Consider the following 26,422-nt stretch of genomic DNA (forward strand, 5'->3'; position numbering starts at 1 on the left):
GGTCCGACCGGAACCGCTCCGTCTCCGGAGCAACCCTTCTAACTTACCTTGACATCCCGTTCGTGTCCAATCGTGCGGACGCGCCCGATTTGCCGGGGTTCGTGAGAGGGGGTGCAGGGCTCGGCCCTGCAGAAGAAACAGTAGCAGGCTCTGGGACCGCCATGACCAAGTTCTCGGTAACAACTGGGTCTTCCCGGAACCAGAAGAGTCCAAACACGAGGACGCGGGGTCAACCATTCCCCGCGTCCTCGCCGCTCCGCGGTCAGCCCGCCGGCAGCGCGTCCAGCTGAGCGCTCAGCCGGGCGATGTCCTGCTCGGCCTGCTCGGCACGCGCCCTGACCTTGCGCACCACGTCCTCGGGAGCCTTCGCCATGAACTGCTCGTTCCCGAGCTTGGCCGCGACCTGCGCCGCCTCCTTGTGCGCCGCCGCGAGGTCCTTCTCCAGGCGCTTGCGCTCGGCGGCCACGTCGATGGCCCCCGCCGTGTCGATCTCGACGGCGACACCGGCCACGTCGAGACGCGCGGTCGCCGAGAACGACTCCGACGGCGGGTCCAACCGGAGCAGTGCCCGGATCGCGTTCTCGTGCGGGGCGAGAGCCGTGCCCTCCAGCGACAGCCGCGCGGCGACCCGCTGGCCGGGCTTGAGTCCCTGGTCCGACCGGAACCTGCGGACCTCGGTGACCAGCCCCTGGACCGCGAGGATCTCCTCCTCGGCCACGGCGTCGCGCAGGGTCTCCTGGACCGCGGGCCAGGGGGCGACCACGACGGACTCCCCTCCGGTGACCGCCCGCCACAGCTCCTCGGTGACGAACGGGACCAGCGGGTGGAGCAGCCGCAGCAGCGCGTCCAGGACGTGCCCGAGGACCAGCCGGGTGTGCTCCTGGCCCGCGGCGAGCTGGATCTTGGCGAGCTCGACGTACCAGTCGCAGACCTCGTCCCACGCGAAGTGGTAGAGCAGATCCGAGACCTTGGCGAACTCGAACTCCTCGAACGCCTCGTCCACCGCAGCGACGACCGTCTGCAGGCGGGAGAGGATCCACCGGTCCGCCGCGGTGAGGTCGTCCACCGGGAGCTCGCCGACCGCGGCGCCGTTCATCAGGGCGAACCGGGTCGCGTTCCAGATCTTGTTGCAGAAGTTCCGGGAACCCGCCGCCCACTCGTCGCTGATCGCCACGTCGGATCCGGGGTTGGACCCGCGCAGCAGCGTGAAGCGCGTGGCGTCGGCGCCGAAGCGCTCCACCCAGTCCATCGGGTCCACGACGTTCCCGAACGACTTGGACATCTTCTTGCCGAACTGGTCGCGGACCATGCCGTGCAGCGCGACGGTCCGGAACGGCGGCCGGCCGTCCATGGCGTACAGGCCGAACATCATCATCCGGGCGACCCAGAAGAACAGGATGTCGTAGCCCGTCACCAGGACCGAGGTCGGGTAGAACTTCTCCAGCTCGGGTGTGCGGTCGGGCCAGCCCAGGGTCGAGAACGGCCACAGTCCCGAGGAGAACCAGGTGTCGAGGACGTCGGGGTCCTGGACGTAGCCCTCGGGCGCCTCCTCGTCCGGGCCCACGCAGACGACCTCGCCGTCGGGGCCGTACCAGACGGGGATCCGGTGGCCCCACCACAGCTGCCGCGAGATGCACCAGTCGTGCATGTCGTCGACCCAGTCGAAGTAGCGCTTGGCCATCTCCGGCGGGTGGATCCTCGTCCGACCGTCGCGGACCGCGTCACCGGCGGCCTTGGCCAGCGGCGCGACGTTCACGAACCACTGGAGCGACAGCCGGGGCTCGACCACGGTCTTGCACCGCGAGCAGTGGCCGACCGAGTGCAGGTAGGGCCGTTTCTCGGCGACGATCCGGCCCTGCTCGCGCAGCGCGGCGACCACCGCGGGACGGGCCTCGAACCGGTCGAGCCCCTCGAACGGGCCGTGGGCGGTGATCACACCGCGCTCGTCCATGATCGTCATCGAGGGCAGCGAGTGGCGCCGGCCGATCTCGAAGTCGTTCGGGTCGTGAGCCGGGGTGACCTTGACCGCGCCGGTGCCGAAGGCCGGGTCGACGTGCTCGTCCGCCACCACCGGGATGCGGCGGCCGGTCAGCGGCAGCTCCACCTCGCGCCCGACCAGGTGGGCGTAGCGCTCGTCGGAGGGGTGCACGGCCACAGCGGTGTCGCCGAGCAGCGTCTCGGCGCGCGTGGTGGCGACCACGATGGAGTCCTCGCCGTCCCCGTACCGGATCGAGACGAGCTCGCCCTCGTCCTCGCTGTGCTCGACCTCGATGTCCGACAGGGCGGTGAGGCAGCGCGGGCACCAGTTGATGATGCGCTCGGCGCGGTAGATGAGCCCGTCGTCGAAGAGCCGCTTGAAGATCGTCTGAACGGCGCGGGAGAGCCCGGCGTCCATGGTGAAGCGCTCGCGCGACCAGTCCACGCCGTCGCCGAGCTTCTTCATCTGGCCGAGGATCCGGCCGCCGGACTCCTCCTTCCACTGCCAGACCCGCTCGACGAACGCCTCACGGCCGAGGTCGTGGCGGGACAGCCCGTCCTTGGCGATCTCACGCTCGACGACGTTCTGGGTGGCGATGCCGGCGTGGTCCATGCCCGGCAGCCAGAGCGTCTCGTGGCCGCGCATGCGGGCGCGGCGGGTCAGCGCGTCCTGGATCGAGTGGTCGAGCGCGTGCCCCATGTGCAGGACACCGGTCACGTTCGGCGGCGGCAGAACGATGGTGTACGGCTCGCGCTCGCTGCTCGGGTCCGCGGTGAAGAGCCCGTCCGATACCCAGCGCTCATAGCTCCGGGTCTCCACATCGGCGGGCGTGTACTGGGTAGGCAGCTCTGGCGTCGTCACGATGCCCAATTCTAGGGATGTCCGGACGGACGCCGTCCCATCGCCCGTTCCCCTGCGCGTCGTCTGTACGGCTTGCGGCGGTTCCATCCGGCTTTCCCGCTCCGGACCCGACGAACCCGGGCGCTCCCGGACACGTCCGCGGAAGACCCCGGGAACGGCGGCGCCCCCGCGGGGATGTCCGCGGGGGCGCCGGCCGTACGGGAGCGGGCGGACGCCGGGCTAGGCCGACTTCTCGCGCGGGGTCCGCTGCTTGTTGAGCTGGTCGCGCGGGACGAGCGTCGGGTTGACGTGCTCCAGCACCGACTCGCGGGTGATGACGACGCGCGCCACGTCCTCCCGGGAGGGCACCTCGTACATCACCGAGAGCAGGACCTCCTCCAGGATGGCCCGCAGGCCGCGCGCGCCGGTGCCGCGCAGGATCGCCTGGTCGGCGATGGCCTCCAACGCGTCGGCGGTGAACTCCAGCTCGACGTTGTCGAGCTCGAAGAGGCGGCGGTACTGCTTGACGAGGGCGTTGCGCGGCTCGGTGAGGATCTGGATGAGCGCCTCGCGGTCGAGGTTGTGCACGCTCGTGATGACCGGCAGGCGGCCGACGAACTCAGGGATCATGCCGAACTTCAGCAGGTCCTCGGGCATCACGTCGCCGAAGATGTCGGAGGTGTCGATGTCCTCCTTGGACCGGATGATGGCGTTGAAGCCGATGCCCTTCTTGCCGATCCGGGACTCGATGATCTTCTCCAGCCCCGCGAAGGCGCCACCGCAGATGAACAGCACGTTGGTGGTGTCGATCTGGATGAACTCCTGGTGCGGGTGCTTGCGGCCGCCCTGCGGCGGCACGCTCGCCGTGGTGCCCTCCAGTATCTTCAGCAGGGCCTGCTGCACGCCCTCGCCGGAGACGTCCCTGGTGATCGACGGGTTCTCGCTCTTGCGGGCGATCTTGTCGACCTCGTCGATGTAGATGATGCCGGTCTCGGCCTTCTTGACGTCGTAGTCGGCGGCCTGGATCAGCTTGAGCAGGATGTTCTCGACGTCCTCGCCCACGTAGCCCGCCTCGGTCAGCGCGGTGGCGTCGGCGATGGCGAACGGCACGTTCAGCATCTTCGCCAGCGTCTGGGCGAGCAGTGTCTTGCCGGAACCGGTCGGGCCCAGGAGCAGGATGTTCGACTTGGCCAGCTCCAGGCCGTCGTCACGCCCGCGATCGCCGGACTGCACCCGCTTGTAGTGGTTGTAGACCGCCACGGACAGCGCCTTCTTCGCCTTGTCCTGACCGATGACGTAGGCGTCGAGGAACTCGTAGATCTCCCGCGGCTTGGGCAGGCTGTCCCACTTGAGCTCGGAGGACTCGCTGAGCTCCTCCTCGATGATCTCGTTGCAGAGATCGATGCACTCATCGCAGATGTATACGCCGGGTCCGGCGATGAGCTTCTTGACTTGCTTCTGGCTCTTCCCGCAGAAAGAGCACTTCAGCAGGTCTCCCCCGTCGCCGATGCGTGCCACCCCAGATACTCCTTTGCGTGGGACCGCTCTGGCTGCCGCGGTCCGTTTTCTTTCGAGACCGGTCCAGCCCGGTACGAAGAGTCATCCCGCTCAGGTTTCGACGTTACCGTCTTCTGAGCCCTCAGTGAGCCCCCTGGCGGCGAGTCGCACCGGAAGGTGCCCAATTGGGCACCGTTCCGATGCAATCTACCCCCCTCAGGAGGCGACGGCCTTGGCCAGCTTCTTGCGGGACGGGATGATGTCGTCGATCAGCCCGTACGCCTTGGCCTCCTCGGCGTCCAGAATCTTGTCGCGCTCGATGTCCTTGCGGACCTGCTCGGCGCTCCGGCCCGAGTGCTTGGCCACGATCGACTCCAGGAGCGAGCGCATCCGCAGGATCTCGCGCGCCTGGATCTCGATGTCGCTGCCCTGGCCGCCGCCCTCGGTGGAGGGCTGGTGGATGAGCATGCGGGCGTTCGGCAGGGCGAACCGCTTGCCCGGCGTGCCGCCGGCCAGCAGGACCGCCGCAGCCGAGGCCGCCTGCCCGAGGCAGACCGTCTGGATGTCCGGCCGGACGAACTGCATCGTGTCGTAGATCGCCGTCATGGCGGTGAAGGAACCGCCCGGCGAGTTGATGTAGATGCTGATGTCGCGGTCGGGGTCGAGCGACTCCAGCGTCAGCAACTGCGCCATGACGTCGTTGGCGGACGCGTCGTCGATCTGCACCCCGAGGAAGATGATGCGGTCCTCGAACAGCTTGTTGTACGGGTTCATCTCCTTGACGCCGTACGACGTGCGTTCGACGAAGGAGGGGAGAACATAGCGGCCGTTGATGTCTCCCGGCCGGATCAACTCACTCACGTTGGGTCCCTCCTTAGGAGACGGCGCCCTCGGAGGGCACCTGACGGGCGCTCCGGACGACGTGGTCGATGAAGCCGTAGTCCTTGGCCTCCTCGGCCGTGAACCAGCGGTCCCGGTCGGAGTCGGCCTCGATCTGCGCCAGCTCCTGGCCCGTGTGGTAGGCGATGCGCTCGGCGAGCGTCTTCTTGACGTAGAGCATCTGCTCGGCCTGGATGGCGATGTCGGCGGCGGTGCCGCCGATGCCGCCGGACGGCTGGTGCATCATGATGCGGGCGTGCGGCAGGGCGTAGCGCTTGCCCCGCGCTCCGGCGCACAGGAGGAACTGGCCCATGGAGGCGGCCAGGCCCATCGCGACCGTGCACACGTCGTTCGGCACGTATTCCATCATGTCGTAAATCGCCATGCCGGCGGTCACCGACCCGCCAGGCGAGTTGATGTAGAGCCAGATGTCCCGGTCGGCGTCGTCGGCCGCGAGCAGGAGCAGCTCGGCACAGATTCGGTTGGCGATCTCGTCGTTGACCTGGGTGCCCAGCACGATGATGCGCTCACGCAGCAGCCGCTGGTAGAGCTGGTCTTCGAGCCTGAACGCGGCGTTCGGCTGGCTCATGGACTCGGGCCCGGAGCCGGTCGGCTGGTAGAAGGTCGGCGGGCTGGTCACAGCGTCACCTTCCGATGCGTCGTAATCGATTGGCTTTGCTTGTGACCTTAACGCGCGGTGCCCACCGGACATGCCCCCTCCACGTGCTGTTCGCCGACAGCGCATGATGGGGCCGTCCGCTCCGCCCGTCCCCGGAGGGATCGGGCGGCGCCGCGGAAGGCCACGGGAGGCATCCCGCCCCTCGGGCGGGGTCCTCCGGGAAGACGGCACCGCCCCCCACGGTGCGGGCACTGTGGGGGGCGGTGCGGTGTCCTGATGGCGGAACGGGGCGCCGGAGGCTACTCGGCGGCCTTCTCCTCCGAGGGCTCGGCGGCGGGCTCCTCGGTGACCTCCTCGCCGTTGATCTCGGCGTAGAGGGCCTTGAGGTCCACCTCGTTGCCCGCCTCGTCGACGACCTTCGCGGCGTCGCCGACGACGCTCTTGGCCTTGTCGCGGACGATCTCGACCATGGCCAGGGTGAGCTGGTCGTTGTCGGCCAGGTGCTTGGCCAGCACGTTCGGGGCGACGTTCATCTGCATGGCGCGCTGCACCACGAAGTTGGTCAGCTCCTGCTCGCTGACGCCGAGCTCCTCAGCCTTGACGATCTTGTCGAGGACGAAGCCGGTCTTGAGCGCCTTGGCGGCGTTCTGCTCGATCTCGGCCTGACGCTCTTCCTCGGTGGTCTGGTAGAGGCGGAAGAACGCCTCCTTGCTCAGGCCGCTGTCGGCGATCTGGTGCTCGAGGTTGTGCTTGCGGTTGTCGATCTCGGCCTTGAGCGCGCTCTCCGGGAGCGGGATGTCGATCTTGTCCAGCAGCGCGTCGAGCGCCTTCTCCCGGGCCTGCACGACCTGGTCGATGACCTTGTTGCGGCGGATCTGGCCGCGCAGGCTCTCCTTGAGCTCGTCGAGCGTGTCGAACTCGCTCGCCAGCTGCGCGAACTCGTCGTCGAGCTCGGGGAGGACCTTCTCCTTGACGCTCTTGACGGTGATGGTCACCACGGCCTCCTCGCCGGCGTTCTGCCCGCCGACCAGGTTGGTGGTGAACTCCTTGACGTCGCCGGCGGACATGCCGGCCAGGGCGTCGTCCAGGCCCTGCAGCACCGAGCCGGCGCCGACCTCGTAGGAGACGTCGTTGGCCTGCTGCTCCTCGATGTTCACACCGTCGATCGCGGCGGCGAGGTCCATGACGACGAAGTCGCCGTTGGCCGCGGGCCGCTCGACGCCGGTCAGCGTCGCGAAGCGCTGGCGCAGGGCGTCCAGCTGGGTGTCGACGTCCTCGTCGGTCACCTCGGCGACCGGGACGGTGACCTCGATGCCCTGGTAGTCGGGCACGTCGAAGTTCGGGCGGATGTCCACCTCGGCGGTGAACTCGACCTGCTCGCCGTCCTCGATCTTGGTGACCTCGATGTCCGGCTGGCTGACCGGGAAGATCTCGCTCTCGTCGACGGCCTGGCCGTACAGCTTCGGCACCGCGTCGTTGAGGGTCTCCTCCAGCACCACCGCGCGGCCGAAGCGCTGCTCGATGATGCGGGCCGGAACCTTGCCGGGGCGGAAGCCGGGGACGCGCACCTGCTGCGCGACCTTCTTGTACGCCGCCTGCATGCTCTCGCCGAGCTCCTCGAACGGCACCTCGACAGTGAGCTTGACCCGGGTCGGGCTGAGCTCCTCGACAGCGGTCTTCACGGGGTGGTCTCCTTGATCAAGCTTCGAGTGATCGCGGGCGCGCCAATTCGTACGGCTACCGCGGCAAGCTCGCGCGCCGCGCCCACATGAGCGGAACCGGACCCAGCCGTCAGGGCGTGCACGATGAGGGCACGCTCCACTGCGGCGGGTGTCCAGCGCCACAGGCCAGTCTAGGGCAGACCCGTACCCCGCAGCGAACGGCGCGGATCAGATCTCCTTGATGATGCGCCGGAGGATGTCGACGGTCTCGTCGGGCGTGGTGCTCACCGCGCACAGGCGCTCCATGACCTCGCCGTAGCGGTCGACGTCCTCGCGTTTGTCGAGGTAGAGCGCGCTGGCGAGCTGCTCGACGTAGACCACGTCGGGCAGCTCGTCGTCCTGGAAGCGCAGGATGCTGAAGGCGCCGCCCTCCGCGCTGTGGCCGCCGAAGCTGAAGGGCATCACCTGGATCGTGATGTTCGGCTGGCGCATCAGGTCCATCAGGTGCTCCAGCTGCGCCCGCATCACCTCGGCGCCGCCGATGGGGCGCCGCAGCGCCGCCTCGTCGATGACCGCCCAGAAGAACGGCCCGCCGGGCCGCTCCAGCACGCGCTGGCGCTCCAGGCGGAGGTCCACCCGGCGCGCGATCTCCTCGGGGGAGATGCCCGCGCCGCCGGCGGTGATGACGGCCCGGGCGTACTCCTTGGTCTGGAGCAGTCCGGGCACGAACTGCACCTCGTAGGTCCGGATCCGGGAGGCCGCCTCCTCCAGGCCGACGTAGGTCTGGAACCAGCCGGGCAGCAGGTCGTTGAAGCGGTGCCACCATCCGGGCTCGTTCGCTCTGGCCAGCAGGTCCATCACGGCCGCTCGCGCCTCCTCGTCATGCACGCCGTAGAAGGTGAGCAGGTCCGCGACGTCGCGTTCCCTCAGACCGACCCGGCCGAGCTCCATCCTGCTGATCTTGGATTCGGAGCCGCGGATCAGGTGGCCGGCCTCCTCCCGCGTGAGGCCCCTGGCCTCGCGGAGCCGGCGCAGTTGGGAGCCCAGGAGGATGCGCAGCGCTGTGGGACCCGATCCCTGCTGGATCTGCGTCACTTCGCCTCCCTATTCACTTGGGCCAGCGCACACAGTGTCACGACTTCCGGCCGTTATGACAAGGTCTCAACGCCGTGTCCTATCGGGCGTCCCGCGACCATAAACGCCCATGCCGCTGCACGCTGCAGCTGCACGTGCATTTGGGTCTTGCAGGGGGCGCCTCCGTGACCCATGATGGCTTGGTGCATATTGGGCTTATAGTGCACAAGCTTTGAAAACTCTCAACCGGCACGGAGAGCTCAGGATGACAGCGGGAAGCACGGGCGGGATGGTGGACGAGCCGCAATCGGCCGCCGACTACCTGCAGGCGACCCGCGGGGTCGGTTTCGACGAGCTCCTCGCGGCCGACCGTCCGGACGCCACGGCCTGCCCCCTCCCCCGGCAGGCCGATTCGGTGAAGACCGCCCGGGACGTGACCCGCTCCACCCTCCGCGACTGGGGACTGTCGGAATTCAGCGATGACGCGGCGTTAGTGGTTTCGGAACTGGTGACCAACGCGGTCCGCTACGCCCTGTGCCCGTCCGGTACGGCCGAGGCGGCGCCGATCACCCTGATGCTGCTGCGGCTCTCCCCCCAGGTGCTCCTCGCCGTGGCCGACCCGAGCGACACCCCGCCCGCACCCAAGAAGCCGGACTTCACCTCGGAGAACGGCCGGGGGCTCTACATCGTGGAGACCTACAGCCGGCGCTGGGGCTGGGACCACCTCGACCGCGGCGGCAAGGCCGTCTGGGCCATCTTCGGCGGCACCTCCTGACCTCGGCGCGGCCGCGCCCGGCCCCTTCCGCGTGCCGTACGGCCGGGTCCGGGGAGACCGGAGAGGACGGCCCGGAGGACGGTGGAGCCGGACGACGCGGGAACGCCGTCCGGCCGATGTCGGGGTGACAGGATTTGAACCTGCGGCCCCCTGCTCCCAAAGCAGGTGCGCTACCAAGCTGCGCCACACCCCGTGACGTCGGGTGCGCGCACGCTCCGGATCTCCGGTACGATTACGCCCTGACGACCGGATGAAGTCTAGACCAGACCAACACCGGATCGCGCGGACGTAGCTCAATGGTAGAGCCCCAGTCTTCCAAACTGGCTACGCGGGTTCGATTCCCGTCGTCCGCTCTCGCGAAGAAGGGCCAGGTCACCGGAGATCCGGGACCTGGCCCGCGTGCTCTCCGGACCCGTCCGCCTCCGCCGGCCGCCTCGCCGGATCAGCCGCTCGCCGGGCCCCTCAGCCACTCCTTAAAGCGCAGGTCCTCGACGAACGCGGTGTCCGGCACCTCCTCCACGGGGACGCCCCCGACCATCTCCTCGGGCGCGATCCGCTCCGGCAGGCGCCGCCAGTCCCGCTCTCCGTGCTCCATGCCTCCACCGTACGCCCGGGAGCCGCCGCCTGCCGTGCCGTACGGAAGCAGCCGGGACAAAACGGAATTCCCATGGACCACGGGCGGTGAGCCGGACGACACTGAGTGCATCCGACCCCTGGAGGCGATCGATGACCGAGGCCACCCGCGTGCTGCTGGACGAGTCCCGCATCCCGCGCACCTGGTACAACATCCTGGCCGACCTCCCCGCCCCGCCCCCGCCGCCCCTGCACCCCGGCACCCGGCAGCCGGTCGGCCCCGACGACCTGGCGCCGCTCTTCCCCGACGAGCTGATCGCCCAGGAGGTCGGCGCCGAGCGGTTCGTCCCGATCCCGGACGGCGTCCGCGACGTCTACCGGCTCTGGCGGCCGACCCCGCTGATCCGCGCCCGGCGGCTCGAGCGCGCGCTCGGCACCCCCGCGCGGATCTACTACAAGTACGAGGGCGGCTCCCCCGCGGGCTCCCACAAGCCGAACACCGCCGTGCCCCAGGCCTACTACAACGCCCGCCAGGGCGTGCGCAGGCTCACGACCGAGACCGGCGCGGGGCAGTGGGGGTCGTCGCTGGCGTTCGCCTGCGCGCAGTACGGCCTGGAGTGCGAGGTCTGGATGGTCCGCGCCTCCTACGACCAGAAGCCGCACCGCCGCTCGCTGATGCGGGTCTACGGGGCGACCGTGCACGCGAGCCCGTCCCCGGTGACCGTCTCGGGGAGCAAGGTCCTGGCCGAGGACCCGGACTCTCCGGGCAGCCTGGGCATCGCGATCAGCGAGGCGGTGGAGCAGGCCGCGGCCGACCCCGGCACCCGCTACGCGCTGGGCAGCGTGCTCAACCACGTGCTGCTCCACCAGACGGTCATCGGGGAGGAGGCGATCGAGCAGCTGGCGGCCTTCGGCGAGGTGCCCGACCTGGTCGTCGGCTGCACCGGCGGCGGGTCCAACTTCGGCGGGCTGGTCTTCCCCTTCGTCCGGGAGAAGCTGGCGGGCCGGATGGACCCGGTGATCCGGGCGGTGGAGCCCGAGGCCTGCCCGTCGCTCACCCGGGGCGTCTACGCCTACGACTTCGGCGACACCGCGGGGCTCACCCCCCTGATGAAGATGCACACGCTCGGCCACGGCTTCGTGCCCGACCCGATCCACGCGGGCGGCCTGCGCTACCACGGCATGTCCCCGCTGATCTCGCACATGTACGAGCTGGGCATGTTCGAGGCGGTGGCCAAGGGCCAGACCGAGTGCTTCGAGGCGGGCCTGCGCTTCGCCCGGGCCGAGGGCATCGTCCCGGCCCCCGAGCCGACCCACGCGCTGGCCGAGACCGTCGCCGAGGCGCTGCGCTGCCGCGAGACCGGGGAGCCGAAGGTCATCCTGACCGCGCTCTGCGGGCACGGGCACTTCGACCTGAGCGCCTACGACCGCTACCTGGACGGGCGGATGGAGGATTTCGCGCTGCCGCAGGAGCGCATCGACACGGCCCTGGAGGAGCTGCCCCTCGCCTGACACCGGGCGTGACAACGGCCGACGGGAAAACGGCGCAGGGAGCCCGGGCGGATCAAGACATTCGTCGATTTATCCGGTAAAGATGGGACTCCAACCTAGATCGTTCTTTACGCTTGGCGTGGAGCGGCGATCGACGCGGACTGGAGGATCGCGTGACGGAGTTCGACGGCGTCATCGTCGGAGGCGGGCACAACGGGCTCACCTGTGCCGCCTACCTCGCCCGGGCCGGCCTGTCCGTCGCGGTCGTCGAGCGCAACGAGGTGGCGGGCGGCGGCTGCTCCACCCAGGAGCTCACCCTGCCCGGCTTCCGGCACAACACCCACAGCAACTACCACTTCCTGGAGGAGGGGCCGGTCCCCGCCGACCTGGAGCTCCACCGGTACGGCCTGCGCTACGTCTACCCCGAGGTCCAGCACGCCACCGTCTTCCGGGACGGGCGCGCGATCACGGTCTACACCGACGCCGAGCGCACCGCCGAGTCCTTCGCCCGCTTCTCCAAGACCGACGCCGACCGCTGGCGGGAGCTGAACGCGCGCTACGCCGAGGCGGCCCGGGACCTGATGAACGGCTTCCTCTACTCCCGGCCGCTGCCCCCGCAGGTCCTCGCCGAGCGGCTCAAGGGCGACCTCGGCCGCGACCTGCTCGGCTACCTGCCGCTGTCCCTCTACGAGGCCGTGGACCGCAACTTCGAGAGCGAGCAGGTACGGGTGCTGTTCAAGTCCTTCCTGCACGCCATCTCCATCGAGAACGTCCCCGGCACCGGCGGGTTCTTCCCCCGGCTGCTGTCGCGCATCGCCCGGCTCGGCCTGCCCGTGGGCGGCGCGGCCAACGTGGCGCACGCGCTGCGGAAGGCGGTCGAGGAGCACGGCGGCACGGTGCTCACCGGCAGCCACGTCGAGCGGATCCTGGTGGACGACGGCCGCGCCACCGGGGTCCGGCTGGCCGGCGGCCAGACCCTGACCGCGCGGCGGTTCGTGGCCAGCGCGGTGGACGCGCCCCAGACGGTGCGGCTGGCGGGCCCGGAGAACTTCGGCGCGGAGATCGCGGCCAAGGTCGAGCGGTACAAGTGGGCCGGGCACAGCCTGGTCTCCCTGCACCTGGCGCTGGAGGAGGCCCCGCGCTACCGGGCGGCCGAGTTCGAGCCGGACGTGGACCGGGCCTTCCTGTTCGTGATCGGCGCCGACGACAGCGAGCAGCTCGGCCGTACCTTCGACCAGATCCACCAGGGCCGGCTCCCGGACCGGATGGCGGGCAACGGCGCCTGCCCCACGCTGTTCGACCCGTCCTACGCGCCGGACGGCAAGCATGTGGCGTTCTGGTGGCCGTGGGCCCCCTACGACCTCGACGGCGAGGCGGCCAACTGGGACCGCCTCCAGGAGGAGGTCGGCGAGCGGCTGCTGGCCGAGTGGGCGGAGTACGCGCCCAACCTGAAGGGGCGCGCCGTCCTGGGCCGGCGGGTGTTCTCCCCGCTCGACATCGAGCGGCACTGCGTGAACATGGTCCGCGGCAGCCACCACGTCGGCGCGTACGAGCCGTCCCAGCTGGGCGGCAACCGGCCGGTGCCCGAGCTGGGCCAGTACCGCACCCCGGTCGCCGGCCTGTACCTGTGCGGCGCCAGCAGCCATCCGGGCGGCTCGGTCTCCGCGGCCCCCGGCTACAACGGCGCGAACGCCATCGCCTCCGACCTCGGCGTCGACCCGTGGTGGACGCCCGTTCCCGAGCCCCGGTGGGACGAATGAGCACCGACGCCCCGGCGGAGCGGGCCGGGTCCCGCTTCGTGACCAGGACGCCCGAGACGGGCGGCACCCGGGTCGGCAGCCCCGCCTCCATGCACGAGCGCTTCTCGCTGCTCAACGCCGCCAGCAAGCGGATCGGCACGACCCTGGACATGTTCGAGACGGGCCGCGAGCTGATGGAGGTCGCGGTGCCGCGCTTCGCCGACGCCGCCGGCATCCTGGTGCAGGACCGGCTCGTCACCGACGGCGAGTTCCCGAACCGGACCACCGACGGCTCGGCGCTGGTGCGGCGCATCGCGGTCGGCGTGGCCTCCGACACCCCGGGCGAGTACGCCCAGGCGTTCCCGGTGGACGAGGTCACCGTCTACGACGCCTGGACGCCGTACGCCAGGGTCATGGAGACCGGCCAGCCGATCCTCTACCCCCGGCTGGGCGCGCGCACCGCGCGGGAGATCGGCCGCGCCTGGAAGCGCGAGGCGGTGACCCGGGTCCTGGAGAACAGCTCGTTCCTGGTGGTGCCGCTCAAGGCGCGCGGCCGGGTGCTGGGCTTCGTCGTCTTCACCCGCCGCCCGGAGAGCGCCCCCTTCGAGGAGCAGGACATCGCCCTCGGCGAGGAGCTCGCCGCCAGGACCGCGATCTGCCTGGACAACGCCCGGCTCTACGGCCACGAGCGCCGTACCGCGCTGACCCTGCAGAGCAGCCTGCTCCCGGCCGAGCTCTACCAGCCGCTCGGCCTGTCGATCGCCTCCCGCTACCTGCCGGCGAGCGACCTGGCGAGCGTCGGCGGCGACTGGTACGACGTGATCCCGCTGCCGGGCTGCCGGGTCGCCCTGGTGGTCGGCGACGTGATGGGGCACGGCACCCGGGCCGCCGCCACCATGGGCCAGCTCCGGGTGGCCGCCCGCACGCTGGCCAGCCTCGACCTGAGCCCCGGCGAGGTGCTGTTCCGGCTCAACCGGATGAGCCAGGACCTGGACCCCAGCCAGATCGCCACGTGCGTCTACGCCACCTACGACCCGGTGACCCGGCTGTGCACGATCGCCCGCGCCGGGCACGTCCCCCCGATCGTGGTCCATCCGGGCGACGGCGCCGAGGTCGTCGAGGTGCCCGCCGGGCTCCCCCTCGGCATCGGCAACGAGCCGGTCGAGACGGTCTCGGTCACCCTCCCGCACGGCGCGGTCCTGGCCCTGTACACCGACGGGCTGGTGGAGAGCCGTGACCGCGACATCGACGAGGGCATCGGCGAGCTGAGCGGGCTGCTCGCCGAGCGGGGGGCGCTGCCGGACGAGGACCTGGACGCCCTGTGCGACCGGACGATCGGCACGCAGCGCCCCGGGCACGAACGCGACGACATCGCGCTGCTGCTGGCCCGGGTGCACGAGCTGTCCGAGAACGAGGTCGCCGTGCTGGCGCTCCCCCCGGACACCCGCTCGGCCTCCCGGGCCCGCGCCTTCGTCCGGGACACGCTCTCCGGCTGGGGGCTGGAGCCCGCCGTCGACGCCACCGAGCTGATGGTCAGCGAGCTGGTCACCAACGCGGTACGGCACGGCGAGGGGCCGGTCGGCCTGCGCCTGCTGCGCGGTCCGACGCTCGTCTGCGAGGTGGCCGACCGCTCCTTCGCGCTGCCGGTCATGCGGGAGGCGTCGGGCACCGACGACAGCGGCCGGGGTCTGGCGCTCATCAACTGGATGTCCCGCCGGTGGGGCACCCGGCTGACCCCGCAGGGCAAGATCGTCTGGGTGGAGCAGAACCTGCCGGGAACCTCCCGGGCCTGACCGCCGGCCCCGCGGCGGCCGCCCGGCGCGCCGCCGCCCCGCTTCCCCCGGTGCCGGGATCCAGCGCCGGGCCCGTCCTCCGCCTCCGGCGGGTGCCGCCGCACGCCATCCGGTCATGCCCGAAAGGCGCGCTGACTACTGGCCGTCCGCGGGTTACGGTCGAATCGATGATTCGGGAGGGCAGCACATGACCATCGACATCCGGGAGGCCTACCGCCGGGCACTGGAGGACTTCGGCGCTCTCGTCCACCGGATCGCACCCGGGCAGTGGGAGAACCCGACCCCCTGCGCGGACTGGGACGTCCGCACCCTGGTCAACCACGTGGTGAACGAGAGCCTGTCCGTCCCCGGCCTGCTCGCCGGGCGGAGCGCCGCCGAGGTCGGCCCCGCCTTCGAGGGTGACCTGCTCGGCGACGACCCGCTGAAGGCGTTCGACGCCGCGGCTGCGGCCGCGGCCCACGCGGTGGGCGACGACGGGTCCCTGGCGCGCGTCGTGCGCCTGTCGTTCGGCGACGTGACCGCCGCGGAGTACGTCACCGAGCTGTTCGCCGACGCCCTCATCCACACCTGGGACCTGGCGCGCGCGATCGGTGCGGACGAGCGGCTCGATCCCGAGCTCGTCGAGGCCTGCGCGGCCTGGTTCGCCGACGCCGAGGACGACTACCGGCGGGCGGGCGTCATCGGCGATCCGCACCCGGCGCCGGCCGGTGCCGACCTGCAGGGCCGCCTGCTGGCCGCCTGGGGGCGCAGCGGCTGACGGCGCCCCGCCCCCGGCGGACCCGGCGCACCGCCGCCGGATCCGCCGGGCCTCTGCCGGGCCGCGCGTCCAGGGAGTGCTACCGGGCTGCGGGCCGCTTGCCGTGGTTGGCCTTCCGCTTCTTCCTCGCCCGCGCCTTGCGTGCCCGTCTGGCCATGCTCGACCTCCTCCGTCCGTGGAACCGGGTCCGGCCTTCACCGTCTCCCGGGGACGCGCCCCGGACAAGACCCATGTCGCGGTCCGTCCGGCGGCCGCGCCTAGAGTCCGGGCATGACCTCTCAGCTGATGGACCGCTGGCGCGCCCTGGCCGGCCCCGAGGCCGACCGCCTCGGGCTGGATCTGATCTCCCGGTACGGCGAGCCGCACCGCAGGTACCACACGACCGCCCATCTGGAGGCGGTGCTCGGCCACGTCGACGCGCTGGCCGCCCACGCCGGCTCCCCCGACCTGGTACGGCTCGCCGCCTGGTTCCACGACGCCGTCTACGACCCGCAGCGCGGCGACAACGAGGAGCGCAGCGCCCGGATGGCCGAGCGGGCCCTGCCCGAGCTGGGGTTGCCGCCCGCGGCGGTGGCGACGGTGGCGCGGCTGGTCAGGCTCACCGTCACCCACGACCCCGCCCCGGACGACGCGGACGGGGCGGTGCTGTGCGACGCCGACCTGGCGATCCTGGCCGCCCCGCCGGAGGTCTACGCCGCCTACGCCGCAGCCGTGCGCGAGGAGTACGCCTTCGTCCCCGACGAGGCGTTCCGGGCCGGCCGGGCGGATGTGCTCCGCTCGCTGCTGGATCTCCCGATGATCTTCCGTACCGTCGGCGCCGGGTGGGAGGAGGCCGCGCGGGCGAACATCCGGGCGGAACTCGACCGGTTGTGAGCGGTTATCCCGCACAAACGAACATCTACCCCGAGAACTTCTGTGGTAATTTGGGGAAAGATGTTTGATTAAGGAGTGGGTCAATGCTCGCCCAGCAGCGGCAGCAGGCGATTCTGGAACGGGTGCGCAGCAGCGGCGGCGTGCGGGTGGCCGACCTCGTCCGCGAGCTCGGCGTCTCCGACATGACGATCCGCCGGGACCTGGAGGTCCTCGCCGAGCGCGGGCTGCTGGAGAAGGTCCACGGCGGCGCCACCGCCACCGGGCCCGGCCGGGCCGAGGAGCCCGGGTTCGCCGCCAAGTCGGCGCGCCAGCAGCCGGAGAAGGAGGCCATCGCCCGGCACGCGGCCCGGCTCGTCCGGCCCGGCACCGCCATCGCGCTGTCGGCGGGGACCACGACCTGGACCCTGGCCGGGTTCGTCGTCGACGTGCCCGAGCTGACCGTCATCACCAACTCCATCCGCATCGCCGACGTCTTCCACCGCTCGCCCCGCGCGGACCGCACGGTCGTGCTGACCGGCGGCGTGCGCACCCCGTCCGACGCGCTGGTCGGCCCGGTCGCCGTCGCCGCGATCCGCGGGCTGCACGTGGACACCCTCTTCCTCGGCGTGCACGGGATGAGCGTCCGCGCCGGGTTCACCACGCCCAACCTCCTGGAGGCCGAGACCGACCGCGCGCTGGTCGCCTCCGCGCACCGCCTGGTCGTGCCCGCCGACCACACCAAGTGGGGCACGGTGGGCATCAGCACCATCGCCCACCTGGCGGAGGCCCACGTCGTCATCAGCGATCCCGGCTTGCCTCCGGAGGCCAGGGAGGAGCTCTCCGCCGAGGTGGGCGAGCTGGTCATCGCCGAGCCGGAGCAGGAAAGGCAGGGCGCGGACCGATGAAGCGCACACTCACGCAGCTGGCCGACGGCCGGGAGCTGTTCTACTACGACCGGCAGGACGGCGCGGACCGCGGCGCCGTCGACGAGCGCGAGCTGCCGCCCCGCCCTCAGGCGTCCGAGCTGCGCTACGACCCGCTGACCGAGGAGTGGATCGCGATCGCCGGGCACCGGCAGGGCCGGACCTTCATGCCTCCGGCCGACGAGTGCCCGCTCTGCCCGTCGGCCCCCGGCCGCCGCAGCGAGATCCCCGCCTCCTCCTACGAGGTCGTCGTCTTCGAGAACCGCTTCCCGTCGTTCTCCACCCGGCTCGGCGAGCACGGGCCGGCGGGCGGGCTGAGCGAGGTCCGCCCGGCCGCCGGCCGCTGCGAGGTGGTCTGCTTCACCTCCGACCACGGCTCGTCCTTCTCCCGGCTCTCCCCCGAGCAGGTCGAGCTGGTCATGGAGGCCTGGATCGACCGGACCACGGAGCTGTCGGCGATCCCGGGGGTGGAGCAGGTGTTCTGCTTCGAGAACCGGGGGGCGGAGATCGGCATCACGCTGACCCATCCGCACGGCCAGATCTACGCCTACCCCTACGTGACCCCCCGCACGAAGCTGACCCTCGCCGCCGCCGGGCGCCACCACGCCCGGACCGGGCGCAACCTGTTCGCCGACGTGCTGGCCGCGGAACGGGAGGCGGGCGTGCGGGTGGTCGCGGCCAACGAGCACTGGACGGCGTTCGTCCCGGCCGCGGCCCGCTGGCCGTACGAGGTGCACGTCTACCCCCACCGGCGGGTGCCGGACCTGGCCGGGCTCGATGCGGCCGAGCGGGCGGCGTTCGGGCCGCTCTACACCGAGGTGCTCCGCCGGCTGGACGGGCTGTTCGGCGTGCCGATGCCGTACGTCGCCGCCTGGCACCAGGCACCGGTCCGCACCGGTCGGGAGCTGGCGTACGCGCACCTGGAGCTGTTCAGCATCCGCCGGAGCGCGGACAAGCTCAAGTATCTCGCCGGCTCGGAGTCGGCCATGGGGGCCTTCGTCAACGACGTCCTGCCCGAGGAGGCGGCCCGCCGCCTGCGCGAGGTCATCACAGAGTGATCACCGCTTGGTCTCGGCTTGAATTCGCATGACCATCGCATTACCACTACTATCCTTCAAACATCAGCTTCAACAGCGGATATGCCTAATTCCGGGCGCCTCGCCCGGGAGCCGGGGAACCACCGCACCCGGGGTGAACCACCTTCCGTGGCGGGCAGCTCCAGCCCGAACCCGTCAGCTAACCCGGCCGGCTGAAGGAGAGGAGAGTGCGTGGCGGCCCCGTCCCCCACGTCGCCTGCGTTCCCTGCGTTCCGCCGCCGTATGGCCACGACCGTCTGCCTGCTCTCCGCGCTCGGGTTCACCGTCGCGGTCCCCGGTGCGGGCGCCGCGGAGCCCAAGCCGACCGAGAAGCAGCTCCTGAAGGAGCTGGACCAGCTCGGCGGGAAGGTCGACAAGCTCATCGAGGCCTACGCCGCCAAGCGCGAGTCCGTGCGGAAGGCGGAGAAGGCCGAAGGCGTCGCCAAGGAGAACCTGCGCAAGGCGCAGAAGACCTACGACGAGGCCCGCCACGAGATCGACTCGATCGTCCAGCTCCGCTACCAGAGCAGCTCCGGCGGCCTGCCCGCGGTGCTGTTCTTCGACAAAGGCGGCATGAGCGCCGCCGCCATGATGGAGCATCTCGTCTCCCAGCAGGCCGCCTATCTGGAGGGCTTCGCCGCCAGCCGGGACCGCCGCAAGCAGGCCTCGGACCGGGCGGCCGAGCTGACCGAGCAGCGCCGCAAGGAGGCCGAGGAGGTCGAGAGGCAGCGCAAGGAGGCCGAGAAGCTGATCCGCGACATCAAGCGGAAGCTCGACCAGCTCGTGCCCCTGGGCTCCGGCCGCCGCGCCGACGGCAGCTGGGTGCCCCAGCTGCCCACCGGCGCCGACAACATCACCGCCCGCACCCGGAACATGCGCGAGGCCATCAAGCGGCGCTTCGACCTGACCCACACGGTCGGCTGCTACCGGAGCGAGAACGACGGCGGCGAGCACCCCCTCGGCCGCGCCTGCGACTTCATGATGAGCACCGGCGGCGCCATGCCCACCCCCGCCAACCTCGCACTCGGCGACGAGATCGCCGCCTGGGCCATCAAGCACCGCAGGAAGCTCGGCGTCAAGTACGTCATCTGGCGCCAGCGCATCAACAACGGCACGGGGTGGCGCTTCATGGCCGACCGCGGCGGCAACACCGCCAACCACTACGACCACGTGCACATCTCCATGCACTGACGGCGCCGCCATCTCACCGGCCCGGCCTCCACAGCAGGCCCTTCAGCCGGGACGCCGTGACCGCGGGCATTCCGAGGTCGCCGTGGACCCGCGGCGGACAGGGAGACGGCCGTTCGGCCCGCAGGGCGCCTCACCAGGGATAAAACCGGATGACACCGGCTGACCGGGCGGGCAGGATGTGGCCCCATGACTGACAACCGGGTCGACCCCCCCTTCGTCGCCGACGAGACGCCCATGCTGCACGCCTGGCTGGACTGGCACCGCGAGACCCTCGCCGTCAAGTGCGCGGGCCTGTCCGAGGAGCAGTTGCGCCTGCGCTCCGCCGAGCCGTCGACGCTCTCGCTGCTGGGCCTGGTCCGGCACCTGGCCGAGGTGGAGCGCTTCTGGTTCCGCAACATCCTCTGCGGCGAGGACGCGCCCCCGCTCTTCTACGACGAGGACAACCGCGACGGCGACTTCGACGACGTCGCCACCGCCTCGGCGCAGGAGGCGTTCACCCGCTGGCGGGCCGAGATCGAGCACGCCCGCCGGGTCTGCGCCGGCCTGCCGCTCGACACCCTCGGCAAGTCCCCGCGCAAGGGCGAGCAGGTCTCACTCCGCTGGATCCTCGTCCACATGATCGAGGAGTACGCGCGGCACAACGGGCACGCCGACCTCATCCGCGAACGGATCGACGGCGTCACGGGCGAGTAGGCACCGCGGCCTCCCCGGAGCCCCCTGCGGGTCCGGCGTCCCCGGCGCCCCCGGAGGTGCCCAGCAGCGCCTCACTGATCGACCGGTCGAGGGCGGCGTAGTCGGCGGGCCGTGCCGCGGCGGCCTCGGCGAAGCGGGTGAGCAGCCGCGCGAAGGCCTCCCGGTCCGCCGGATCCCAGTCGGCCATCAGCGCGTCGAGATAGGCCCGCCGGTAGCGGACCACCGCCTCCAGGACCCGGCGCCCCGGCTCGCTCAGCGTCAACCGGGCCCGCCGGGCGTCGACCTCGGACTCCTCCCGGGTCACCAGCCCCGCGCCGATCGCGTCGTTGACCAGTCGGCTCGCCGTCGAGGGGTCCACGTCGAGCTGCTCGGCGACGGCCCCCACGGTCACCTCGGGGAGCTCCACGCCCAGCTTGTGCACGGCGTGCACGACCATCACGTTGGACATCGGGACCGGCCGCTGCGGGTCGGCCGTCCTGCGCGCGCGCAGCGGCCGCGCCCAGATCCGGCGCAGCCGGAACAGCGCCACGTCGACCACCGTGCCGAGCGTCCCGTTCTCCACCCGGCCCACTTTATCGGCGGCACCGGCGTGCACGCCGTACCGGAAGGGGTCAGCCGGCCAGCCGGATGGGGTTGACCAGGTCGGCGTACATCAGCAGACCCGCCACGGCGATCATCACGAAGGCCAGCGCGTAGGTCAGCGGGAGCACCTTGGCGATGTCCACGTGCGCCGGCTCGGGCCTGCGGGTGATCCGGGCGAAGCCGCGCTTGATGCCCTCCCACAGGCCGCCGGCGATGTGACCGCCGTCCAGCGGGAGCAGCGGGATCAGGTTGAACATGCCGATCGCCAGGTTGAAGCTGGCCAGCAGGCTGACGAAGACGGCCGCCTTGTTCTCGAGCGGGATGTCGGAGGCCGCGATCTCACCGCCGATGCGGCTGACGCCGACGACGCCGATGGGGCCGTCCTTGTCGCGCTCCTCGCCGGAGAAGGCCGCGTTCCAGACGCCGACCATCTTCTCCGGGAAGCGGATCAGCGCGGCGGCGGTCCGGGCGGTGAAGTCGCCCATGTGCTCGACCACGGCGCCGAGGCTCTGCTGCTCGACGACCTGCTTCGAGGTGACGCCCAGGTAGCCGACCCGCTCGATCTTGCCGGGCTCGTCGAGGGACTCGCGGTCCTGGGCGATGAGCGTGGCCGTGAGGGTCATCGGCCGCCCGTCCCGGGTGATGCCGATCTCCACGGGCCCGGCGCCGCTGCCGCGGATGGCGCGGGTCGCCTCCTCCCAGGTCTCGGTGGCCCTGCCGCCCACCGAGACGATGACGTCGCCGGGGCGCAGTCCCGCCGCGGCGGCGGGGCTGGCCGGGTCGGCGTCGGTGCACCGGGGGTTCTGCGCGTAGGCCTCGGCCGTCTTCACGCACTCCGGGACCGAGGAGACCTCCGTGGTGGAGACCGTGATGCCGAAGCCCATGAGCACGACGGCGAAGAGGATGAAGGCCAGCACGAAGTTCATCGCGGGGCCGCCGGCCATCACGATGACCTTCTTCCACCAGGGCTTGCGGTAGAAGACGCGGTCCTCGTCGCCGGGGCGGACCTCCTCCAGCGCGGCCTCGCGGGCGCTCTCGATCAAGCCCTGCCAGGGGCCGCTGGAGATCGAGCGCACCGTGCCGGGCGCGTCCCCGGCGCGGGGCGGCAGCATGCCGATCATCCGGATGTAGCCGCCGAACGGGATCCACTTGATGCCGTACTCGGTCTCGCCCCGGCGGCGCGACCACAGCGTGGGCCCGAAACCGACCATGTACTGCGTGACCTTGACGCCGAACAGCTTCGCCGGCACGAGATGGCCGATCTCGTGCAGCGCGATCGAGGCCATCAGCCCCACGAGGAAGAGGATGATCCCGATCACGAAAGGCCAGTCCACAGGCTCCCCCTGGTCGCGGATTTATCGGCAATGCCCCATAAGAGACTAGCCGAAGCCCTCGCGTGCGGGCCTCGTTCCGCGCGGGCCCGTACGGCCTCGCCGCGGCGCCCGCCCGCGGGCCCCGGTCGCGGGCCTCCCGGCACGGAAGCCGGTCACGGGACCGGGACCGGGCGGCGGGTCACGGCCGCCAGACGAGGACCAGCGCGCAGTCGTCGTTGTGCCCCGACGACATGGAGGTGACCAGGGTCCGCGCGCCCGCCGCGAACCCCGAGGGCAGCAGCCGCTCCGCCTCGCCCAGCAGGCGGTCGAGGCCCGCGTCGATGTCCCGTCCCGGCTGCTCGATCAGCCCGTCGGTGTAGAGCATCAGCGCGTCACCCCTGCGCAGCACCCCCCGGTCGGGCTCGCAGTGCAGGTCCGGCACGATGCCCAGGACCACGCCCTTGGCCGAGGAGACGCGCCAGGTGCCCGTGCCCGCCTCGAACTTGACCACCGGCGGGTGGCCGGCCGAGGTGATCTCGTACGCGCCCGTGACGAGGTCGAAGCGGACGTGCACGGCGGTGACGAAGCCCTCGGCCTCCCGCTGGCGATGCAGGTAGGCGTTGCAGGCGGGCAGGAAGTCGCTCACCGAGCCGAGCAGGCCGCCGAAGGCCCCCGAGAGCATCAGCGCGCGGGTGCCCGCGTCGACGCCCTTGCCCGACACGTCGACCAGGGCGATCTGCAGCGTGTCGCCGTCGCGGGCGGAGACCAGGAAGTCGCCGCCGAAGGAGGAGCCCCCGGCCTGCTTGAGCACCACCTTGGAGCCCCAGTCCTTGGGCAGCGGCGGCAGCTCGCTCTGCTTCTTGAGCCGGTCGCGCAGCTCCAGCAGCATCACGTCGCCGCGCAGCCCCTGCACGCCGAGCTTGCCCCGGGTGCGGGCCATGAGCGCGGCCAGCACGGCGGCGAAGCCGAAGGCGGCCAGCAGCCCCGGGCCGATGTGCTCGGTCCCGGCGGCGAACCCGACGTAGGCCAGGGCGAGCGCGACCGCGCACAGCAGCTTGGCGAGGCTGCGCAGCCGCAGCTGCAGGCCCCCGACGAGGATCACCGGGATCAGCAGCGCGGGCGAGAACCACTCGACGGAGACGCGGGCGGCCAGGCCGCCGAGCACCAGCGACAGCGCGGCCAGCGTGACGAGCAGGTTGCGGTCGCGGGCCAGCGGCCCCCGGCGCAGGAACCGCACCACGCGCACCAGGAGGGGGATCCGCACCAGGAACGCGCGGAGCCCCGCGGGGATCAGCGGCGCCGGGCGGGAAGTCATGATGCGCTCGACTGTAGCGGCCCACCTCGCTTTTGGGCAGCCCACTTGACCATTGCCTTGATCGTCTGGCGGGCATATCCGGTGGCCCCGTCCGGCCGCCCTGCCTACCGTGGGGGAATGAGTCTCACCCTGCGCCCGATGACCGAGGCCGACTGGACGGACTGGATCGCCGTCGACGAGGAGGCGTTCGGCAACGCCTTCCCGCCCCACCGGGTGGAGCTGTTCCGGAACAACACCGAGTTCGAGCGCTCGCTGGGCGCCTTCGACGGTGACACGCTCGTGGGCGTCACCGGGGTGTGCAGCTTCACCATGACGGTGCCCGGCGGACCGATCCCGGTCGGCGGCGTCACCGCGGTCGGCGTGCTCCCCTCGCACCGCCGCCGGGGCGTGCTGACCGCGCTGATGACCCGCCAGCTCGCCGACCTGCACGAGCGGGGGGAGGCGGTCGCCGCCCTCTACGCCTCCGAGGCCGCCATCTACGGCCGCTTCGGGTACGGCAGGGCCGCCGACGCCCTGTCCTTCGACATCCCCACCCGCGGCACCTCCCTGGCCGCGCACGCCCCGTCCGACCCCGCGCTGCGGCTGCGGATCGTCCGGCCGGCCGAGGCCCGGGGGATCTTCGAGAAGGTCTTCGAGGCCGCGCTCGGCGAGCGCCCCGGCCGCTACGCCCGCACCCCCGCCCGCTGGGACTCGGTCCTGTCCGACCACGAGGCCGACCAGGGCGGCGCGGGCCCGCTCCGGGCGGTCGTGGCCGAGGACGACGGCGGCCCGCGCGGGTACGCGCTCTTCCGGATCAAGGCGAGCTTCACCGGGCACGACGAGCCCGACGGCGAGCTGCGGCTGAAGGAGGTCTTCGGCCTGGACCCGGCCGCCTACGCGCTGCTCTGGCGGCACCTGCTCGAGCGCGACCTGGTCTCCCGCGTCACGGCCTGGTACCGCCCGGTCGACGACCCGCTGATCCACCTGCTGGCCGAGCCGCGCCGGCTCCGCGCGGGCTGGTTCGACGACCTGTGGGTCCGGCTGGTGGACGTCGAGCGGGCCCTGCCGGCACGCCGCTACGCGGCCCCGGTGGACGTGGTGGTCGAGGTCGCCGACACCGTCTGCCCGTGGAACGCCCGCCGCTGGCGGCTGTCGGCTGACACCTCCGGTGCCCGGTGCGCGCCCACCGGCGACCCCGCCGACCTGGCGCTGCCGGTGAGCGCGCTGGGCGCGGCCTATCTGGGCGGACGGCCGCTGACTGCGCTGCAGGCGGCGGGCGTGGTGCGCGAGGTCCGGGCGGGGGCCGTGCGGGAGCTGTCCACCGCGCTGTCGTGGGAGCCCGCGCCCTGCGCGGGCCTGGTCTTCTGAGCGGCGCCGCCCGCCCGCGCCTCTGAGCGGTTCCGTCCGCGGGCCGCTTCCCGGAATCCGGGCGGCGCCGTCCGCGGGCCGCTTCCCTGGCGGCGCCTGCCGGCAGGCGCCGTCCTCGGGGCCGGGCCCGCCCGCGGCGGGCCCGGGCCGTCTAGGCTGGCGGCATGGCACTGCAGAGCTTGCAGATCACCGCGGTCACCGCGATGCGGGCCCGGGACGTCTCCCGGCCCTCGAAGGAGCAGCAGGAGGCCGCCGACCGGCGGCCCCTGCGCGACGAGACCCCGCGCCGGGAGCCCGCCCGCAGGGGCGGCCGGGACGGCCGGTAGGCCGCGTGCGGGGCGGCCGGCAGGCCGCGTGGGACGCGCCGCCCCGCACGGGCGGGTGTCACGGCAGCGGCGGGAGCTCGCCGGTCGTCTCGTAGGCGCCGAGCTGCGCGATGCGGCGGCTGTGCCGCTCGGCCCCCGAGTAGGGGGTCGACAGGAACAGCTCGACGAACCTGGTCGACTCCTCCGTGCTGTGCATCCGCCCGCCGATGCTGATCACGTTCGCGTCGTTGTGCTCGCGGGCCAGCTTGGCGGTGTCCTCGCTCCAGGCCAGGGCCGCGCGCACGCCGCGCACCTTGTTCGCCGCGATCTGCTCGCCGTTGCCGGAGCCGCCGATGACGACCCCCAGGCTGCCGGGGTCGTTCGCGACGCCCTCGGCCGCGCGCAGGACGAACGGCGGGTAGTCGTCCTCGGCGTCGTAGACGAACGGACCGCAGTCCGTGACCTCGTGTCCGTGCTCCTTCAGCCAGGAGACGAGGTGGTTCTTGAGTTCATAGCCGGCATGGTCGGCACCGATGTAGACACGCACCCGCCCAGTCTGGCAGGTGGAGTCGTCCGCCCGGGCGGCCGCCCCCCGCTAGAGTAATAGGTGATCTGCCGATAGAACCCTTACATCTGGGAGCCCTCACATGCGTGACATCCGAGTGATCGGGGATCCGGTCCTGCGCACGCCCGCCGAGCCGGTGGTGGACTTCGACCGCGACCTGCGCCGGCTGGTCGACGAGATGTTCACCGCCATGTACGCCGCGCAGGGCGTCGGCCTGGCCGGGCCGCAGATCGGCGTGTCGAAGCGGATCTTCGTCTACGACTGCAGCAACCGCAAGGGCCACGTGATCAACCCCGAGCTGACGGTCGACGACGACGCCGAGGTGCTCGACGAGGAGGGCTGCCTGTCGGTGCCGAGCCGCGAGACGGGCAAGCCGCTGTACGCCAGGACCCCGCGGGCCGCCGGGGTCACCGTCACCGGGGTCGACCGCCTCGGCCGGCCGGTGCGGGTGAAGGCGCGCGGCATGCTCGCCCGGTGCTTCCAGCACGAGACCGACCACCTGAACGGCACCCTCTACGTCGACCGGCTGGCCAAGGACGCCGCCCGCAAGGTCCTGCTCCAGACGCCCTGACGGCGCCCCCTCC

The 26,422-nt window shown here is 71.6% G+C and carries 25 protein-coding genes, 2 tRNA genes and 1 riboswitch; of the genes, 14 read left to right on the plus strand and 13 right to left on the minus strand.

Annotated features, from left to right (window positions below; genetic code table 11):
- Nucleotides 1-262: 262 nt before the first annotated feature.
- The 6 genes from ABD823_RS03000 to ABD823_RS03025 form a co-directional block, all read right to left on the minus strand.
- The gene (locus tag ABD823_RS03000) at nt 263-2,848 is read right to left on the minus strand and encodes a valine--tRNA ligase (protein ID WP_344855630.1); all 2,586 of its coding nucleotides are present in this window, start codon (nt 2,846-2,848) and stop codon (nt 263-265) included.
- A 210-nt stretch (nt 2,849-3,058) separates the two neighbouring features.
- Nucleotides 3,059-4,336, minus strand: coding sequence for an ATP-dependent Clp protease ATP-binding subunit ClpX (clpX, locus tag ABD823_RS03005; RefSeq protein WP_344855632.1), 1,278 nt, complete (start codon nt 4,334-4,336; stop codon nt 3,059-3,061).
- Between the two features lie 195 nt (nt 4,337-4,531).
- Nucleotides 4,532-5,176: an ATP-dependent Clp protease proteolytic subunit gene (locus tag ABD823_RS03010; protein WP_344855634.1), complete on the minus strand. Its 645-nt coding sequence runs from the start codon at nt 5,174-5,176 to the stop codon at nt 4,532-4,534.
- Nucleotides 5,177-5,189: 13 nt separating this feature from the next.
- Nucleotides 5,190-5,834 (minus strand): ClpP family protease, encoded by a 645-nt coding sequence (locus tag ABD823_RS03015; protein WP_425566560.1) that lies wholly within the window; start codon nt 5,832-5,834, stop codon nt 5,190-5,192.
- Between the two features lie 278 nt (nt 5,835-6,112).
- Nucleotides 6,113-7,495 carry a trigger factor gene (gene tig, locus ABD823_RS03020; protein WP_344855636.1) on the minus strand — a complete coding sequence of 461 codons (1,383 nt, stop codon included), beginning with the start codon at nt 7,493-7,495 and terminating at the stop codon, nt 6,113-6,115.
- Between the two features lie 207 nt (nt 7,496-7,702).
- Nucleotides 7,703-8,569 carry a helix-turn-helix domain-containing protein gene (locus tag ABD823_RS03025; protein ID WP_344855637.1) on the minus strand — a complete coding sequence of 289 codons (867 nt, stop codon included), beginning with the start codon at nt 8,567-8,569 and terminating at the stop codon, nt 7,703-7,705.
- 244 nt (nt 8,570-8,813) lie between these two features.
- On the opposite strand from ABD823_RS03025, the gene ABD823_RS03030 reads away from it, so the two are divergent.
- On the plus strand, nt 8,814-9,323 hold the full coding sequence (locus tag ABD823_RS03030; protein WP_344855639.1) for an ATP-binding protein: 510 nt from the start codon (nt 8,814-8,816) through the stop codon (nt 9,321-9,323).
- Nucleotides 9,324-9,442: 119 nt separating this feature from the next.
- On the opposite strand, the gene ABD823_RS03035 is transcribed toward ABD823_RS03030, so the two are convergent.
- Nucleotides 9,443-9,516 (minus strand) — tRNA-Pro (locus tag ABD823_RS03035).
- 89 nt (nt 9,517-9,605) lie between these two features.
- On the opposite strand from ABD823_RS03035, the gene ABD823_RS03040 reads away from it, so the two are divergent.
- Nucleotides 9,606-9,676 (plus strand) — tRNA-Gly (locus ABD823_RS03040).
- Between the two features lie 89 nt (nt 9,677-9,765).
- Here the strand turns inward: ABD823_RS03040 and ABD823_RS03045 are convergent.
- Nucleotides 9,766-9,918, minus strand: coding sequence for a hypothetical protein (locus ABD823_RS03045; RefSeq protein WP_344855641.1), 153 nt, complete (start codon nt 9,916-9,918; stop codon nt 9,766-9,768).
- A 131-nt stretch (nt 9,919-10,049) separates the two neighbouring features.
- Here ABD823_RS03045 and ABD823_RS03050 point away from each other — a divergent pair, with 131 nt between their 5' ends.
- The 4 genes from ABD823_RS03050 (at nt 10,050) to ABD823_RS03065 (ending at nt 15,676) form a co-directional block, all read left to right on the plus strand.
- Nucleotides 10,050-11,408 carry a TrpB-like pyridoxal phosphate-dependent enzyme gene (locus ABD823_RS03050; protein WP_344855643.1) on the plus strand — a complete coding sequence of 453 codons (1,359 nt, stop codon included), beginning with the start codon at nt 10,050-10,052 and terminating at the stop codon, nt 11,406-11,408.
- Between the two features lie 152 nt (nt 11,409-11,560).
- Complete coding sequence (locus ABD823_RS03055; RefSeq protein WP_344855645.1) at nt 11,561-13,147, plus strand: phytoene desaturase family protein; 1,587 nt, start codon at nt 11,561-11,563, stop codon at nt 13,145-13,147.
- Entirely contained in the window at nt 13,144-14,919 is a 1,776-nt protein-coding gene (locus tag ABD823_RS03060) for an ATP-binding SpoIIE family protein phosphatase (RefSeq protein ID WP_344855647.1), read from the plus strand. The genes ABD823_RS03055 and ABD823_RS03060 overlap by 4 nt, the downstream gene beginning before the upstream one ends.
- Nucleotides 14,920-15,106: 187 nt before the next feature.
- Complete coding sequence (locus tag ABD823_RS03065; protein ID WP_344855648.1) at nt 15,107-15,676, plus strand: TIGR03086 family metal-binding protein; 570 nt, start codon at nt 15,107-15,109, stop codon at nt 15,674-15,676.
- A gap of 79 nt (nt 15,677-15,755) precedes the next feature.
- On the opposite strand, the gene ABD823_RS34550 is transcribed toward ABD823_RS03065, so the two are convergent.
- A complete protein-coding gene (locus ABD823_RS34550) occupies nt 15,756-15,908 on the minus strand; it encodes a 50S ribosomal protein bL37 (RefSeq protein ID WP_425566561.1) in 153 nt (50 codons plus the stop codon).
- 38 nt (nt 15,909-15,946) lie between these two features.
- Here ABD823_RS34550 and ABD823_RS03070 point away from each other — a divergent pair, with 38 nt between their 5' ends.
- The 5 genes from ABD823_RS03070 to ABD823_RS03090 all read left to right on the plus strand — a co-directional run bounded on the left by ABD823_RS03070 (nt 15,947) and on the right by ABD823_RS03090 (nt 20,411).
- Nucleotides 15,947-16,549: an HD domain-containing protein gene (locus tag ABD823_RS03070; RefSeq protein ID WP_344855650.1), complete on the plus strand. Its 603-nt coding sequence runs from the start codon at nt 15,947-15,949 to the stop codon at nt 16,547-16,549.
- Between the two features lie 83 nt (nt 16,550-16,632).
- Nucleotides 16,633-17,433 (plus strand): DeoR/GlpR family DNA-binding transcription regulator, encoded by an 801-nt coding sequence (locus ABD823_RS03075; protein ID WP_344855652.1) that lies wholly within the window; start codon nt 16,633-16,635, stop codon nt 17,431-17,433.
- Entirely contained in the window at nt 17,430-18,509 is a 1,080-nt protein-coding gene (gene galT / locus ABD823_RS03080) for a galactose-1-phosphate uridylyltransferase (RefSeq protein WP_344855654.1), read from the plus strand. The genes ABD823_RS03075 and galT overlap by 4 nt, the downstream gene beginning before the upstream one ends.
- Before the next feature lie 72 nt (nt 18,510-18,581).
- Nucleotides 18,582-18,716, plus strand: a riboswitch (cyclic di-AMP (ydaO/yuaA leader).
- Between the two features lie 54 nt (nt 18,717-18,770).
- On the plus strand, nt 18,771-19,718 hold the full coding sequence (locus tag ABD823_RS03085) for a coiled-coil domain-containing protein (RefSeq protein ID WP_344855655.1): 948 nt from the start codon (nt 18,771-18,773) through the stop codon (nt 19,716-19,718).
- A 186-nt stretch (nt 19,719-19,904) separates the two neighbouring features.
- The gene (locus ABD823_RS03090; RefSeq protein WP_344855657.1) at nt 19,905-20,411 is read left to right on the plus strand and encodes a DinB family protein; all 507 of its coding nucleotides are present in this window, start codon (nt 19,905-19,907) and stop codon (nt 20,409-20,411) included.
- On the opposite strand, the gene ABD823_RS03095 is transcribed toward ABD823_RS03090, so the two are convergent.
- From ABD823_RS03095 to ABD823_RS03105, 3 genes are all read right to left on the minus strand, one after another.
- Nucleotides 20,398-20,973 carry a MarR family winged helix-turn-helix transcriptional regulator gene (locus tag ABD823_RS03095; RefSeq protein WP_344855659.1) on the minus strand — a complete coding sequence of 192 codons (576 nt, stop codon included), beginning with the start codon at nt 20,971-20,973 and terminating at the stop codon, nt 20,398-20,400. The genes ABD823_RS03090 and ABD823_RS03095 overlap by 14 nt on opposite strands.
- 49 nt (nt 20,974-21,022) lie before the next feature.
- Complete coding sequence (locus ABD823_RS03100; protein WP_344855661.1) at nt 21,023-22,327, minus strand: M50 family metallopeptidase; 1,305 nt, start codon at nt 22,325-22,327, stop codon at nt 21,023-21,025.
- Nucleotides 22,328-22,505: 178 nt separating this feature from the next.
- On the minus strand, nt 22,506-23,621 hold the full coding sequence (locus ABD823_RS03105; protein WP_344855663.1) for a PP2C family protein-serine/threonine phosphatase: 1,116 nt from the start codon (nt 23,619-23,621) through the stop codon (nt 22,506-22,508).
- Nucleotides 23,622-23,738: 117 nt separating this feature from the next.
- On the opposite strand from ABD823_RS03105, the gene ABD823_RS03110 reads away from it, so the two are divergent.
- Both ABD823_RS03110 and ABD823_RS03115 read left to right on the plus strand, forming a co-directional pair.
- Nucleotides 23,739-24,968, plus strand: coding sequence for a GNAT family N-acetyltransferase (locus tag ABD823_RS03110; protein WP_344855664.1), 1,230 nt, complete (start codon nt 23,739-23,741; stop codon nt 24,966-24,968).
- A 164-nt stretch (nt 24,969-25,132) separates the two neighbouring features.
- The gene (locus tag ABD823_RS03115) at nt 25,133-25,294 is read left to right on the plus strand and encodes a hypothetical protein (protein ID WP_344855666.1); all 162 of its coding nucleotides are present in this window, start codon (nt 25,133-25,135) and stop codon (nt 25,292-25,294) included.
- 58 nt (nt 25,295-25,352) lie between these two features.
- Here ABD823_RS03115 and ABD823_RS03120 read toward each other — a convergent pair whose 3' ends face one another.
- On the minus strand, nt 25,353-25,820 hold the full coding sequence (locus tag ABD823_RS03120; RefSeq protein ID WP_344855668.1) for a ribose-5-phosphate isomerase: 468 nt from the start codon (nt 25,818-25,820) through the stop codon (nt 25,353-25,355).
- Nucleotides 25,821-25,920: 100 nt separating this feature from the next.
- On the opposite strand from ABD823_RS03120, the gene def reads away from it, so the two are divergent.
- Entirely contained in the window at nt 25,921-26,409 is a 489-nt protein-coding gene (def, locus tag ABD823_RS03125) for a peptide deformylase (protein WP_344855669.1), read from the plus strand.
- The last annotated feature ends 13 nt before the right edge of the window (nt 26,410-26,422 follow it).

Source organism: Planomonospora alba, from assembly GCF_039534085.1.
GTDB lineage: Bacteria > Actinomycetota > Actinomycetes > Streptosporangiales > Streptosporangiaceae > Planomonospora_B > Planomonospora_B alba.